This is a genomic window from Microbulbifer hainanensis, from assembly GCF_014904735.1.
Taxonomy (GTDB): Bacteria; Pseudomonadota; Gammaproteobacteria; order Pseudomonadales; family Cellvibrionaceae; genus Microbulbifer; species Microbulbifer hainanensis.
In genome coordinates this window covers 1-15,407 of the sequence record NZ_JACZCR010000052.1, presented here as the reverse complement: position 1 = coordinate 15,407, position 15,407 = coordinate 1, and the positions used below count along the sequence as shown (strand labels likewise).

Below are 15,407 nucleotides of genomic sequence, written 5' to 3'. Positions count from 1 at the left end.
CGCCATCGTTGGTATGAACTCTGTAATATCGTAATTGGCCAAATCAGCAATATGAAATGGATCTTCTTCTATGATTTTTTCCACTTCATTTAAGTTTGCTGCTTGAACTAATATGATACCTCCAGTACGAGGTACTTTACGACCTGAAACAATAAAATTACCCCTGGCATAATACTTTTCAAGAAAAGCAACATGACCATCAATGTGTTTATCCACTTCAGATAATTCTGTTTTATATGTAAGGGAAACTATAAACAACTAAACTCTCCATTTCTTATAACAGTTTTATTAATAGGCATGGTTATATCTACACATATGGTCAGATATGACCATGGATATCCATATGTAGCCATAAATGGTCATATATAACCATGCCGTATCGGTACAAGTGCGCCACTTAGCTCGTCGCCGGCGTTCCCTCGAGCACCTTTTTTAGGGTCTCCACCTGTTTCTTCAGCTTGCTGTTGGGGAAATGGCGCTGCACAAAAACCACCAGCTGTTTCGCCATATCTTCCCGGTTGAATCCGTCGAGGAATACCTGCGCCAGCAGCAGGTAGGCGGCGTCCAGGTGGCGATAGTCCTTGTCGTCCTTGTGCAGATTGTGCAGCAGGGATGCGGCTTGACGGTACTTTTGCTGGCGGTAGAGGGCGTCGGCCAGCTGGTGGCGGAGGTAGGATTTGTCGATGGTGGGCAGCGGGTCGGTGGCCAGATACAGTTCCGCGGCCTTGTGGGCGCGGTTCATGCGAATGAATTTCTCCAGGAGGTGCGGGCCCAGTTCGCGCAGGGCCTTCTTGTCCTGGGTGGCCAGCAGCAGGCGGTAGTAGCGCTCGTTCAGCGCTGGGTCGTCTGGGAAGCGGCGCAGGGTTTCCACCAGCGCGCGGCGGGCGCCGTTGAAATTACTTTCGCGCAGCAGTATGTGCGCGTGGGCCAGCGCCCGGGCGCGGTCGAACTCTGACTCTTCGAGGAAGCTGTCTTCATCATCACGCTCTGCGCTGATGCCGAGCCGCTGCTGCCGCGACAGGCAGATGTAGCCCATCATCGCACTGGTGACGATATAGAAATAGGTGGTGACGGCGGCGACGACGGGCACGATAGCCAGCGGCGGCAGTTTGTCGGCGATCTCGCCGAGCAGCAGTTCCGGCGCGGCGGATACGGCACTGGTGGCGAGCCACAACAGCCAGTAGGGCCAGCCGATAATGACAGTGAACTGCAGCAACTTCAGCGGGTTGATGGCGGAGCGCAGGCTGTTTTCCAGTGCCAGCACAATCATTGCTGCCGGCGCCAGCAGCGACAGGGCGATGGAGTAGACCTGCAGGGCCCCTTCACCGAGCTGCGCCACGAAGGCGCCGGCGAAGCCGGCCACCAGGATCATGCCGATCACCTTGAGGAAAAGCGGTGCGCTGTTGCCGTCAAGGGCATCGCCGAATGCCGGCGGCTGAAGCTGCCCGCGGGCTAACGTTTCGATAACGAGCAGGTTGTAGCGGGTGACGATCGCGGCCACGGCGATCAGCAGGAATATCGACAGGAAGCCGAGCCCGGTCATCAGCAGTCCCGAGGCAGCGGCGAGCCCGACCAGGGTCAGTGGGCCCGGCTGCAGCGCATAGCGGAAGTAGAAAAGCCCCATCTGCCAGAAAGGTTTGGCGCTGTTGCTGGCGCCAATGTCATCCAGCGCCTTGTGGCACAGCGGGCAATCCGGTCGGCCCTGTGGATAGTTGGCTGCAGCGCCGGGAATGCATTCGCTGCAGTAGTGGCGCTGGCACGGATGGCATTGCCAGCTGGCATCCCTGGCAGAGTGGTAGTGACAGGCATCTGTCATGGTGGCTTCCCTGTGTCTATTTTTATTTCCTGCGGTGAGTTTATCGGCGCGCGCGGGCGCGGCGCAAACTTCCACGTTGGCCGCCGGGGCAGTGCTGCTGGCAGGCTGTTAGAATGTCGCCGTTTTAGTGAAAGAGCTGTTAACTGGCTCTGATTCAGGCAACCCAATACAGATCGGGGTAGATGTATGACAGATGCAATGCAGGTACAACTGGTGCAGACCGCTGCGGGGGATCCCTGGGGCGAGAAGGCGCTGCTGAGCTTTTCCGATAGCGGGGCCACGGTACACGCCACCGCCGCCACCGGGTCACCGCTGGTCGCGGCGCAGCGCGCGGCGCGGCGCCTCGACGGTATGGGTGTGCCCGCGGTGAAGCTGTCCGGCGACGGCTGGGACCTGGAGCGGCGCTGGGCCTTCTGGGCCGGCTACTACAACCCGAACCGCGACAATGACCTCGACTGGGGCGGCGCGAGCGAGGCCGATCTGCGCGAACTGAACGCGCGCAAAGCTGCGGCACTGTGGGTGCGTGAGGTGACCAACGGCACGCCCGAGGACGTATCGCCGGAAGTACTGGCGCAGAGCGCGGCGGACATGCTGCAGAAACTGGATCCCAAGACGGTCAGCTACAAGATCATTGCGGGCGACGACCTGCTCAAAGAGGGTTTTGTCGGTATCCACACCGTCGGCCGCGGTAGCGACCGCGCACCGGCCATGCTGCAGCTGGATTACAACCCGGGCGGCGATGACAGCGCGCCGGTGGATTTCTGCCTGGTGGGCAAGGGCATCACCTTCGATTCCGGCGGTTACAGCATTAAGCCATCGAGCAATATGGCGACAATGAAGTCCGATATGGGCGGTGCGGCGATGGTCACCGGCGGCCTGGCGCTGGCGATTGCACGCGGACTGCAAAAGCGCGTAAAGCTCTACCTGTGCTGTGCGGAAAACCTGATCTCTGGCCGCGCCTTCAAGCTCGGCGACGTGATCCGCTATAAGAACGGTGTCACCGCCGAAATTCTCAATACCGACGCCGAGGGGCGACTGGTACTGGCTGATGGCCTGATCGCCGCGTCCGAACAGGAGCCGCGCTGGATCCTGGATGCCGCCACCCTGACCGGTGCGGCCAAAATGGCCGTTGGTCGCGATTACAACTCGGTGCTGAGTTTCGAGGATGACACCGCGCAAATGGTGCTGAATGCCGCAGCCGGTGAAAACGAAAAAGCCTGGCGCCTGCCACTGGAGACTTTCCACCTGGAGCAGATTCCGTCCGGTTTTGCCGAAATTGCCAACGTCGGCATCGACGGTAGCCCCGGCGCCTCCACCGCGGCAGCCTTCCTCGCCTACTTCGTGCGCGATCGCGGCCGCGACTGGGTGCACATGGACCTGTCCGGTTCCTATCTGCCCAGCGGCAACGATCTGTGGGCGCAGGGTGCCAAGGGGCACGGCCTGCGCACCATCGCCCGGTTCCTGCAGGAAAACTGATCGCAACCATGCGGCACCGCGTCTAGCCCCGCAGGCGCGGTGCCGATCTATTGCCGCGGCAACAGAGCGCACTTTGTGCGCTATGCAAGCGGCCGCGGCGCATTGCCCGCAGTATTTTTCCGGCCAATTTCGCAGTACTATCGGATCAGATGCAGCGTCGCCGTCTGGTGCGGGCGCTGTCGATCCGCTCTAGCAGTACAGCGCCCATTGGATAACTGCAGTTCTCCCGAAATACGACGGAAGCAGTGCGGGCAGAGACAGGAAAAATAATAAGCATGGAAACACTGGAACTGGATTCGCCGGCACAGCGCGAGAGCGCGGCCAAGCCGACCGCGGAATCCCCACCTTCATCGCCGGCGGACTGTTCTAACTGCGGCACGCCATTGCTTGGCCCGCACTGTTATGCCTGTGGGCAGCCCATCAACGGCATGGTGCGACATTTTTCACACATCATCGGCGATTTTCTCGATACGGTTTTTGCCCTCGATTCCCGCATCCTGCGCACGCTCAAACCCCTGCTGCTGCGTCCCGGCTTCCTCACCCAGGAATATCTCGCCGGGCGCCGGGTGCGCTATGTGAGCCCGGTGCGTCTGTTTGTTTTTCTCTGCCTGATTGCGTTCTTCGTTGCGCAGCTGAGTACCGACTGGAGTATCGGCGTCGGAACCTCTCCATCCGGTTCGACACCGGCGACTGTCATGAACGGCGACATGGAGCGCGCACAGACAGTGGAGGAAGTGGAGCGCATTCGCGCCGAGGCACTGGCGAATCTGGAAGAGTCGAGGAAAGACAGTGCCGGTGTACCGGGAGTGGATGGCGCTCTCAGCGGTGTCGAACAGATCGTCAACCAGAGTGCGCGGCTGCGCATTGCCGAACTGCAGGGTAAGGCCCCGCCGCCAACAGTGCCGGCAGAGAGTGACGAGAGCGTAACATCAGCCCTGTTCGGCGATTGGGATCCGGAAGCCGATCCCGTCGACATTGACGGGTTTCCCGAGAGCACCAATGCGTGGTTTACCTATAAATTCGCGCATATCGCGGAGAACGTGAAGCGCATTGAAAAGGATCCCAACCTGTTCAAGGACGCCCTGTTCGGTGCCATTCCGTCGACGCTGTTTGTGCTGCTGCCGATATTCACGCTGCTGCTGAGCCTGCTGTACCTGTTCAAGCGCCGGCTGTACATGGAGCACATGATCGTCGCCCTGCACAGCCATGCCTTCCTCAGCCTGGCGATGTTGCTGACACTGCTGACGATGGACCTGCAGCCCTGGGCGGCAGAGAAACTGCCGCTGCTCGGGACCCTGCTCAATATTCTGTTCGTAGTCCTGCTCGTGTGGATGCCGATTTACCTGCTGTTGATGCAGAAAAGAGTTTACGGCCAGGGCTGGCCGATGACCCTGCTGAAGTTCTTTATTCTCGGCAATGCCTATCTGTTGCTGCTGTCGGTCGGGGCCGTTATCACGGTGCTGGCCAGCCTGGTAACCCTGTAAGCCTGCAAACACTGCGCTGACGCAACAGCGCGGCGGTTGCTCAGGTAGTGGGTGGATGCGGAAAGAATAGCCGCGAGGCGGGAACGCTTCCGCCAGCGGCGCGGTGAATCAGATCACTGCGCCGATACGCCAGGGAGCGAATTCATTGTCGCCGTAGTCGAGCAGCTCGCTGGCACTGCGCTCGCCGGACGCGATGGCGAGTACGCGCTGGAAAATATATTCACCGCGTTCAGCCACCGTGTACTCGCCCTCGATAATCCCGCCGCAGTCGATATCCATATCTTCACGCATGCGTTCGTACAGCAGGGAATTACTCGCCAGTTTGACGCTGGGTACCGGCTTGGCGCCGAACGCTGAACCGCGTCCGGTGGTAAAACAGACCACATTGGCACCGGAGGCGATCTGGCCGGTGACGGAAACCGGGTCGAAACCCGGGCTGTCCATAAACACCAGGCCCTTGCTGCGCACCGGTTCGGCGTAAAGGTAAAAGTCCTGCAGCGCCGTGGTGCCGCCCTTGGCCTGGGCGCCGAGGGATTTCTCCGCGATGGTCGTCAGGCCGCCGGCCTTGTTCCCCGGCGAGGGATTGTTGTTCAGCGTCACGCCGTTGATCTCGGTGTAGTGCTCCCACCAGTGGATGCGATCCACCAGTTTCTGCGCAACCTCAGGGGAAGCCGCGCGGCGGGTGAACAGGTGTTCAGCGCCGTAGATCTCCGGGGTCTCGGAGTAGATCACCGTGCCGCCATGGCGCACCAGCAGGTCTGCGGCTGCACCGAGAGCGGAGTTGGCGGTAATGCCGGAAAAGGCATCGCTGCCGCCGCACTGTACCGCCAGGGTCAGTTCCGATACTGGCACTGTTTCCCGGCGACAGGCATCGGCGGCGGGCAGCATTTCCGTGAGTCTGTCGATACCGGCCTGGATGGCCGCGCGGGTGCCGCCCTGCTGCTGGATCGTCAGTGTCTGGAACAGCGGACCCGGCTCCAGGCCGTACTCGCGCAGCACGCTGCTGATCTGCATGGATTCGCAGCCGAGCCCGATCAGCAGCACGCCGGCAAAATTGGGGTGGCCGATATAGCCATTCAGTGTGCGCAGCAGTGTGCGATAGCCCTCGTCGGCGTTGGACATGCCACAGCCGCTGTCGTGGCCGAGCGCCACCACGCCGTCGATATTGGGAAAGTCGCGCAGCTTGCCGCTGTTCTGGAAGTGCGCGGCCACGGCGCGGGAGACCGTTACCGAGCAGTTGACCGTGGACACCACCGCGAGGAAATTGCGCGTGCCCACGCGGCCGTTGCTGCGGCGGAAGCCTGCAAAGGTTGCGCGCGCAGTTTCTTCCACCATGTCGGCGGGTTGCGTGTCGCTGCAGAAGGCGTAGTCGGCGCGCTGCGCGTCGGCACACATGTTGTGTTCGTGCACGTGCTCACCGGCGGCGATATTCCGCGTCGCCACGCCGATGGGCTGTCCGTACTTGAGCACGGACTCGCCACAGGCAATCGGCGCCACGGACACCTTGTGCATGGCGGGAATCGCTGTCGCCAGCTCGAGCATGCCGCCGCGCCAGTTGACGAGGCTGCCCGCGGGCATTTGCGCGCGGCAGAGGGCGACATTGTCGGCGGTGTGGATATGAATAAGGTCCATCTGTGTACTGACTCCGTACCGGGCAGGCGGTCGAATACATCACCTGCGGCCAGAAATCTTATCGTTGTTAATTTTCTGTCATCGGGCTCTGTGATTGGTTGCAATCTAGCACTATATTGGTAAGGCCGCAATCAGCAGTTTGGTTAATTTTGGTAAGACTGAGGTGGTAGATCTTCTGTTGTGGCGGTTTAACCCCATCTGCTAAACTGCGCCGACACCGTTTCTTACCGCATTTACGGAGACACGCTTCATGCAGGGTGCGCGACTGTATCAACAGGTGGCGGAACAACTGGCCGCCGCCATCGCCGCCGGCGACTATCCGCCCGGCACACGGCTACCGGCAGAGCGCAAGCTGGCCGAGCGCTTTGAAGTCAGCCGCCCCACGGTGCGCGAGGCGATCATCGCGCTGGAGCTGGCCGGCTGTGTAGAAGTGAAGGGCGGCTCGGGCGTCTACGTGGTGGACGCCGAGGCGGGTGCTTTCAAGGCCTCCGAATCCGATATCGGCCCGTTCGAGATCCTGCAGGCCCGCATCATGTTCGAGGGCGAGGCCGCGGGCCTGGCCGCGCGCCAGATGAGCGAGGAGGAGATCGCCGAGCTGGAGGGCATCCTCCAGGAGATGATCGCGGAGAACGCCACCGAGGCCAAGGCCGAGGTCGCCGATGAGAAGTTCCACCTGCATATCGCCCGCGGCACCCACAACGACGCCGTGGTTTCCGTTTGCGAACACCTGTGGCAGCTGCGCAACAGCTCCACCGTGTCCGCGCGGATTCTGGAGAAGGTGCGCCAGGCGGGCTCCAAGCCGCGCATCGAGGAGCACCTGAAGGTCCTCAACGCCATCAAGCAACGCGACGCCGACGCGGCCCGCAACGCCATGCGCGACCACCTGCAGCGTGTGGTACAGCAGCTGTTGGACGCCACCGAAGCCGAGGCATTGGAAGCCGCGCGCCGTGAGGTCAACGCCGCCCGTGAGCGTTTCGCACTGCCCTGATCACAGCAGCCGGCGGGGATATCACTCCGCCGGCTCTATCCTTCCCCGTCGCTTCTCCCGCTTTATTGGCCACTGTATTTCCCGTCGCCTGATCACCGTACGATTCGCGTTATTCGACCCCCGCCGCTATTGCCTCGCCAAAATTGGTATGACAGACTGTTGAAAACCTCCATTCTGGTCTTGCCGCTTTATGGCAAACGGGATCCTGCAATAAAAAAATAAGTTTCGGGAGGCACACGATGAGAGTCGATCGGCGCAACTTCCTGCGTTCAACCCTGGCTGTGGCCGCCGTTCCGGCCGTACTGCCTTCCATTGGGCGGGCCATGAGCCGTCCGCAACTCGGAGACTACCGCGGTGCCTGGAGCGCCGTGCCGGAGATTCTCGAGGCCATCGAACTGCCGCGGATTCCCGTGCGGGAATTCGACCTGAAAGCACTGGGCGCCAGCGGCGATGGCCGCGAGGACGCCAGCCGTTTCTTCGCCGACGCCGTGGCGGCCTGCCGCAAGGCCGGCGGCGGCCGTATCACGGTACCGCCGGGCGACTACCGCACCGGCCCGATTCACCTCGTCTCCAATACCGAACTGCACCTGCAGGAAGGCGCCACCATTTCCTTCATTCCCGAGCCCGAGCGCTACCTACCGGCGGTGAAAACCCGCTGGGAAGGTATGGAGCTGATGGGGTACTCGCCGCTGATCTATGCCTACGGCTGTGAAAACGTCGCGCTGACCGGCAAGGGGCGCATCGATGGCGGTGCGGATTGCGACACCTGGTGGCCGTGGAAAGGCAAGAACACCAAGTGCGCTTTTCGCGACAGCCCGACCCAGAAAGCGGCGCGCGACGCCCTGTTCGCGGATGCGGAAAAGGGCCTGCCGGTGGCGGAGCGCGTCTACGCGGATGGCAGTTACCTGCGGCCGCCGCTGGTGCAGTTCTACGCCTGCCGCAATGTCCTCATTGAAGATGTGACGCTGGAAAATTCCCCGTTCTGGGTCATGCATCCAGTGATGAGCGAGAACGTCACGGTGCGCCGGGTGACCGCGCGCAGCCACGGGCCGAATTCCGACGGCTGCGACCCGGAGTCCTGCCGCAATGTGCTGATCGAGGATTGCCTGTTCGACAACGGCGACGACTGCATCGCGATCAAGTCGGGCCGCAACGCCGATGGTCGCCGCCTGGCCACGCCCAGCGAGAATATCGTCATCCGCAACTGCCGCATGCGCGACGGTCACGGCGGCCTGGTGCTGGGTAGCGAGATTTCCGGCGGTGTGCGCAACGTGTTTCTGGAGAACTGCGTGATGAGCAGCCCCAACCTGGAGCGCGGGCTGCGCATCAAGACCAATGCCATGCGCGGCGGCGAGATACACGATATCTATGTGCGCAATGTCAGTATCGGCCAGGTGAAAGATGTCATCGTGATCAACTTCTTCTATGAGGAGGGCGACGAGGGGCCGTATGACCCGGAGGTGTACAACATCTTCGTCGACAACCTGCGCTGCAAGCGGGCCGAGCGCGCCTTCCATATTCGCGGTTTCGACCGGGCGCCGATTCGCGGCCTGCATTTATCTCACAGCCATATCGAGCGCGCCGGAACCCTCGGTGTGATCGAGGCGGTGACCGGCCTGACCGCCAGAGGCGTCAGTATCAACGGAAAAGACTTTCGTCCCGGCTGAAACAGTGATGGTACGCTGCTGGCGCTCAAATCCACTGGTCCGACGATGGATCGAAGGTAAGCGATAATTGGTCAGCCAGTTTGTTGTTATTTGGTCATCCGTGTGCCATTATCAGCTCGCTTTAATAATAAGTGGTATTACCAATATAGGTTTGCCAACAATAAATGAGAGAAGCGGAGATGAGTGTCATGAAGACTTTCGAGTTCAAACCCCTCACGCTTGCCATAGCCATGATTGCGGTACCGGCTATCGGGCAGGAAGCCAATACGAATACCCGGACCGACGATGCCTCGCTGGAAGAGGTTGTCGTCACCGCCAGTTACCGCGAGAGCCTCGCCCGCGCGCTCGACCAGAAGCGCTACGCAGTGGGCAGCAAGGACGCGATCCTTGCCGAGGATATCGCCGACTTTCCCGACCTGAACCTCGCCGAATCGCTACAGCGTATTCCAGGCGTGGCGATTACCCGCGACGCGGGTGAGGGCCGCAACATCTCCGTGCGCGGCTTGGGGCCGCAGTTCACGCGAGTGCGGGTCAACGGGCTGGAAGCGATTTCCACTACCGGGGGAACCGATTCCTCCGGCGGCGCCAACCGCAGCCGTTCCTTCGATTTCAATACATTCGCCTCCGAGCTCTTTTCCAACCTCACGGTGCACAAGACCTCTTCCGCCGAACTGGACGAAGGTTCCCTCGGTGCCACGGTGGACCTGAATACCGGTAAGCCGCTGGATTACGAAAAATCGTTTACCTTCGCTGCCAACGGTCAGATGGGCTACAACGATCAGGCCGATGATTACGACCCGCGCACTTCCTTTCTGATCGCGGGCAAAAACGAAGCCGAGACTATTGGCTGGATGGCTTCTTATACTTACTCCAAGCGCAATATCCTGGAGCAGGGTTTCTCTACTGTGCGCTGGAGCAACAGCGAAGACTTCGTGAACTGCTCCGCCTGTGCCGACGATGCTGAACTGGCCGCGCTGAACGAAGGTTTCTTCCCGCGTATTCCGCGCTACGGCAACTTCACCCACGAGCAGGAGCGCCAGGGCTTTACCGGAACCCTGCAATTCCGCCCGAGCGACCGCACCGAGATCCTGGTGGATTACCTGACCTCCAACTATGACGCGACCCGTCAGGAAGAGTTTGTCGAAGTCGGTATCAAGGAAAAATTCAACTACCCGGTCGTCGATGTCACCGATTACACCCTGGACGGCAACGGCACCCTGTCGTCCATGACCATGGACAATTACGCCGTCCGTATCGAAAACCGGTTCGACAAACTGGAAACCAAGTTTGACCAGTTCTCCGTCCGCGCTTCCCACGACTTCAGTGACAAGCTGCGTGTGGACGGCATCGTCGGCGCCTCAGAATCAAACTTCACCAACCCGATGCAGACCACCGCGATCATCGATGCCTACGGTATCCCCAGTGCCTTTACCTACACGGCCGGCGGTAAACTGGATTTCGGTGGTTTCAATACGGCCGATGCGCAGAACTTCGACCTGGTGCAGGTTCGCCACCGCCCGAACAGCGTCGACAACACCTTCAATACTGTTGCCTTCAATGTTGAATACGACTTCAACGAAGTGTGGAGTGCCAAGGCCGGTGTTTCGCAGAAGGGCTTCGAGTTCGACGTGCAGGAATACCGCGGCGAGCCCAAATACAGCGATGTGTCCGCAGCGAACTTCGGCGGCAACACCGTCAGCATGAACGGCGTCACCTGGTGGTCCCCGAACGTCAATGAAATTTACAACTGGGCGGCCGGCGACATCGCCGATGCGATCGGTTCAAACCCCTACGAGACGCGGCCGCAGGACAATCGCTCCGTGAGCGAAGACGATACCGGTGTCTACCTGCAGTTGGGTTGGAACAGTGAACTCCTCTCCCTGCCGTTCCGCGGTAACTTCGGTGTTCGCCACGTGACCACCGAGGTGAAGTCCAACGGCTGGACCAAGCGCGCCACTGAAACCGGTTCCGAGATCATTCCGGTTTCCGCCCAGAACGAGTACGACGATGTGCTGCCGTCCCTGAACCTGGCACTGGATGTGCGCGAAGACATGGTGCTGCGTTTCTCCGTGGCGGATGTGATGGCGCGCCCGTCCCTGGGTGACCTGAGTCCCTACGGCAGCATCGACACCTACAACGGTGAAGTGAGTTTCGGTAACCCGAAACTGGATCCGTTCCGCGCCCGCGCCTATGACCTCTCCTACGAGTGGTACTTCGCCGACGACGCAGTACTGGCGGTGGCGTACTTCTACAAAGACGTCAATTCGTTCATCACCAGCGCTTCAGAAGATGGTCGTCCCTGGGCGGACACCGGTCTCGATGCATCTGCCCTGGAAGGTGCCGGAGGCACCTACGGCGTCAACGAGTCGTGGAATATCAACAAGAAAGTCAACGGTGAAGGCGGCGAGTTGAACGGTATCGAAGTGCAGTACCAGCAGCCGATCATGGAAAACTTCGGTGTCATCCTGAACTACACCTACGTGGATTCGGAGATGAATTACGGCACTGCGGAAGAGCCGCTGCTCGACGCCCTGACCGGCATGTCCAAAAACACTTACAACGCGACCGCTTACTACGAGAACGACAAGTTCAGCGCACGTGTCTCGCTGGCCAAGCGCAGCGACTACATGACCCGTTCGCCGGCGTCTACGAGGAACGGCCAGGACTACGAAGGTACCCTGGGCACCACCAACGTCGACTTCGTGGCGAGCTACAACCTGAACGACAACACCACCCTGAGCCTGGAAGGTATCAACCTCACCAATGAGGCGAACGTCCAGGTGGTGGACTTCGATCGTATCGTGGTTGATCACACCACCGGGCGCCAGTTCTACCTCGGCGCGCAGTACAAGTTCTGACGGGGGCGGACAGCGGCGCGCGGCAACCCGTTTGCCGCGCGCCTTTTGTCGTCCGAAGTACAGGTGCGGTGCAGTCCGCCGCAAAAAAGCCGTAAAAAATAACCGAGTTCGAGGAGATGTCCATGAAACTTGTTGGTCGACTCAGTTTAATTTCCCTTGTCGTGGCGTCGCTGGCTGCCTGTAGCGAAAAGCCGAACCCGGCGGCAGAGACTCAGGCTGCACAACCGCAGGCAACCAAAGCGGCAGCGGCGGATATTGCGCAACTGGAACTCTCCAATCCATCCAATTTTGCGCGACGGGATGAATCGGTCTATCTCAGTTTTCTCGAACTCGGCTTGCCTGCGGATCCGCAGGAAGCGCTGGCAGTCTGGCAGGGCGGTGAGCAACTGCCGCTGCAGATTGTCGACCGCGACGCGGACGGCAGCAGCGACGGTATTCTGTTCACGCTGGATATCGCCGCAGCAGCGACTGCACAGCTGCGCATCGCGGAGGCGGAAGACACCCTGGCACCGGCGAATAAGCGCACCCAGGCAGAGCTGTCGCGCAAAACCGGCGGCCAGTGGAAAGGACACGAATACGAAGGCGGCCACTTCGAAAATGTCCAGCAGCTGGAAGTGCCCGAGGAACACACGGACCACTCCTGGTTTATCCGCTATGAAGGACCGGGTATCGAATCCGACCTGGTCGGTTACCGGGTCTACCTGGACTGGCGCAACGGCTTCGATATCTTCGGCAAGCGCACCCCGGCACCGGTGCTGCAGGATGTGGGGCAGGACGGTTTCGATTCCTATCACGAAATGTCCGACTGGGGTATGGATATCCTCAAGGTCGGCGATGCGCTGGGTATCGGCGGATACGGCTACTGGGATGGCGACAAGGCCGTGCGTGTCAGCGACGTGCAGCACTGGTCTGCGCAGGTTGTCGACAACGGCCCGCTGTTCTCCCAGTTTGCGATGAATTATTCCGGTTGGCAGCCTGTCGACGGCGAAAACACCGACCTGCACTCGACCCTGTCGATGCACGCGGGCAGCCGCCTGGTCGAGGTCAATGCACACACCAGCGCACAACTGAAGAATATGGTCACCGGCCTGGTGAAACTGCCGGACACGCAGCTGCTGGTCGGCGATATGAATATCACCGGCAAGGCGTGGACCTATATCGGTACCTACGGCAAACAGAGTCTCGACGGCAGCAAGCTCGGCATGGGACTGCTGCTGCGAAAGCAGGATATCGAAAAGGTCACCGAGGACGACCACAACCAGATCGTGGTACTGGATCCCGCCGGCAAGCAGATCCATTACTATTTTGCCGCCGCCTGGGAGCAGGAAACGCCGAGCGACAAGGGGCCTATCACCGACGCCGCGCAGTTCGAGCAGTACCTGCAGCGCGAAGCGGAAAAGCTCACCATGCCGCTGCGCAAGCGCCTGACCACCCGCGCAACCACCACCCAGGTAGAGCAGCCGCTGACCGCGGAAGCCGCCCTGCAGTGGAGCCAGCGGCTGGCGGATTCCGAACTGCAGCGCAGCGCCTACGACTTGGCATTCGGCGGCTTCGATCCCCATCGCAAACGCCCGGCCTATTTCGAATACACCACCGGACTGCTGATGCAGGCCTTCGACGACCTCTATCAGGTCGCGCCGGAAGCCCGCTACACCGACGTCATTCAGAAAGTCATGGGCTCCTTCGTCAACGACGACGGCAGCATCAACGGCTATGTGCAGTCCAAATACAATATCGACAGCATCAACGCCGGCAAAATGCTGTTGCGCATGTTCGAGCGCAATGAAAAATCCAGTTACAAGGCCGCCGTGGACAAGCTGCACGCGCAGCTAGAGGATCACCCGCGCACTTCCGCCGGTGCCTTCTGGCACAAGAAGCGATATCCCTACCAAGTGTGGCTGGACGGGGTCTACATGGGCATGCCGTTTCTGGCGCACTACGACAAGCTGACCCAGGACCACCCGGACTTCGACGACGTACTGGCGGAATTCAAGGTGGTGCACGAAAAGCTGCGCGATCCAGAAACGGGTCTCTACTACCACGCCTGGGATGAAAAGCGTGCGCAGGACTGGGCCGATCCGGACAGTGGCCTGTCCGCCTATCACTGGTCCCGCGGTATGGGCTGGATGGCGATGGCGCTGGTGGATGTGCTCGACTATATCCCGGCGGAAGAAGCCGACCAGCGCGCCTACCTGAAAGATATGATCCGCGAGCTGGCGCCGGTGCTGAAGAAATACCAGGACGCGAAGTCCGGTACCTGGTTCCAGATTACCGACAAGCCGAATGCGCCGGGCAACTACCGCGAGGCCAGCGGCAGCAGCATGTTCACCTATTTTCTCGCCAAGGCCATCAACAAGGGCTACCTGCCCGAATCTTATGTGCCGCTGGCGAAGAAGTCCTACCGCGGACTGTTGAATGAATTCGTTCAGGTCCACCACGACGGCAGCATCAGCCTCACCAATGTCTGCGAAGTGGCCGGCCTGGGTTACGGCCGCGATGGCAGCTACCGCTATTACATGAGCGAGCCGGTGATCGACGACGACCTGAAGGGCGCAGCGCCGTTCATTATGGCCGGTGTGCAGATGCATGAACTGCTGAAAAAGCGCAGCTGATAGAAGTAACCATGACGACAATTTTTGACGAACGCTTTGCCACACACCCGCGGGATTATGTCGCTTACGATACCGAGCGCCTGCGCGAAGAATTCCTGGTGCCGAAACTGTTCGAAGCGGACACCGTGCACCTGACCTACACCCATGTGGATCGCATGATGGTTGGTGGTGTCATGCCGGTCGACAGGGAAGTATTGCTGGAAACCGTGGATACGCTGAAGGCAGATTATTTCCTCGAGCGCCGCGAGCTGGGCGTAATCAATATTGGCGGCCCCGGCTGTGTCGTGGTCGATGGCACCGTCTACGAAATCGGTACCAAAGAAGCCCTGTACGTAAGCCGCGGCTGCAGGGAAGTCAAATTCAGTAGCAACGTCAAAAGTGCGCCGGCCAAGTTCTATCTCAATTCCACGCCGGCGCACCGCGAGTGCCCGACCCGCAAAGTCGGCCAGGGCGATGCACAGGTGATCGAGCTCGGCGCCAGCGAAACCTGCAACAAGCGCACACTGCGCAAACTGCTGGTCAGCGACGTGCTGGAAACCTGTCAGCTGCAGATGGGTATGACCGAGCTGGCGCCCGGCAGCGTCTGGAACACCATGCCGTGCCACACCCACAGCCGCCGCATGGAAGCCTACATGTATTTCAATCTGCCGGAAGATCAGGCCGTGTGCCACTTCATGGGGCCGCCGCAGCAGACCCGCACCATCTGGATGACCAATGAACAGGCAGTGATCTCGCCGACCTGGTCGCTGCATTCCGGAGTGGGCACCAGTAACTACACCTTTATCTGGGGCATGGCGGGTGAAAACCTGGACTACGGCGATATGGATCACGTGCAGCCCAACCAGCTGCGTTAATGAAAGCGCCGAAGCGTTGA

Annotated in this window: 10 protein-coding genes; 7 read left to right on the top strand and 3 right to left on the bottom strand. The window is 60.2% G+C overall.

Annotated features, from left to right (window positions below):
* The coding region (locus IG168_RS19060) for a YciI family protein (RefSeq protein ID WP_193166202.1) at positions 1-258 on the bottom strand (258 nt) is incomplete at its 3' end.
* A 139-nt stretch (positions 259-397) separates the two neighbouring features.
* Positions 398-1,816: a hypothetical protein gene (locus IG168_RS19055; RefSeq protein ID WP_193166201.1), complete on the bottom strand. Its 1,419-nt coding sequence runs from the start codon at positions 1,814-1,816 to the stop codon at positions 398-400.
* A 186-nt stretch (positions 1,817-2,002) separates the two neighbouring features.
* Here IG168_RS19055 and pepB point away from each other — a divergent pair, with 186 nt between their 5' ends.
* Both pepB and IG168_RS19045 read left to right on the top strand, forming a co-directional pair.
* The gene (pepB, locus tag IG168_RS19050; protein WP_193166200.1) at positions 2,003-3,292 is read left to right on the top strand and encodes an aminopeptidase PepB; all 1,290 of its coding nucleotides are present in this window, start codon (positions 2,003-2,005) and stop codon (positions 3,290-3,292) included.
* A gap of 275 nt (positions 3,293-3,567) precedes the next feature.
* Positions 3,568-4,776, top strand: a complete 1,209-nt coding sequence (locus tag IG168_RS19045; RefSeq protein WP_193166199.1) for a DUF3667 domain-containing protein — start codon at positions 3,568-3,570, stop codon at positions 4,774-4,776.
* 108 nt (positions 4,777-4,884) lie between these two features.
* Here the strand turns inward: IG168_RS19045 and IG168_RS19040 are convergent, their stop codons facing one another.
* Complete coding sequence (locus IG168_RS19040; protein ID WP_193166198.1) at positions 4,885-6,408, bottom strand: UxaA family hydrolase; 1,524 nt, start codon at positions 6,406-6,408, stop codon at positions 4,885-4,887.
* Between the two features lie 250 nt (positions 6,409-6,658).
* On the opposite strand from IG168_RS19040, the gene IG168_RS19035 reads away from it, so the two are divergent.
* The 5 genes from IG168_RS19035 (at position 6,659) to kduI (ending at position 15,387) form a co-directional block, all read left to right on the top strand.
* Complete coding sequence (locus IG168_RS19035; protein ID WP_193166197.1) at positions 6,659-7,396, top strand: FadR/GntR family transcriptional regulator; 738 nt, start codon at positions 6,659-6,661, stop codon at positions 7,394-7,396.
* A 239-nt stretch (positions 7,397-7,635) separates the two neighbouring features.
* On the top strand, positions 7,636-9,063 hold the full coding sequence (locus IG168_RS19030) for a glycoside hydrolase family 28 protein (RefSeq protein ID WP_226877154.1): 1,428 nt from the start codon (positions 7,636-7,638) through the stop codon (positions 9,061-9,063).
* Between the two features lie 188 nt (positions 9,064-9,251).
* Complete coding sequence (locus IG168_RS19025; RefSeq protein ID WP_193166196.1) at positions 9,252-11,921, top strand: TonB-dependent receptor; 2,670 nt, start codon at positions 9,252-9,254, stop codon at positions 11,919-11,921.
* 122 nt (positions 11,922-12,043) lie between these two features.
* On the top strand, positions 12,044-14,533 hold the full coding sequence (locus IG168_RS19020) for a glycoside hydrolase family 88 protein (protein WP_226877153.1): 2,490 nt from the start codon (positions 12,044-12,046) through the stop codon (positions 14,531-14,533).
* 11 nt (positions 14,534-14,544) lie between these two features.
* On the top strand, positions 14,545-15,387 hold the full coding sequence (gene kduI, locus IG168_RS19015; RefSeq protein WP_193166194.1) for a 5-dehydro-4-deoxy-D-glucuronate isomerase: 843 nt from the start codon (positions 14,545-14,547) through the stop codon (positions 15,385-15,387).
* Positions 15,388-15,407 lie beyond the last annotated feature (20 nt).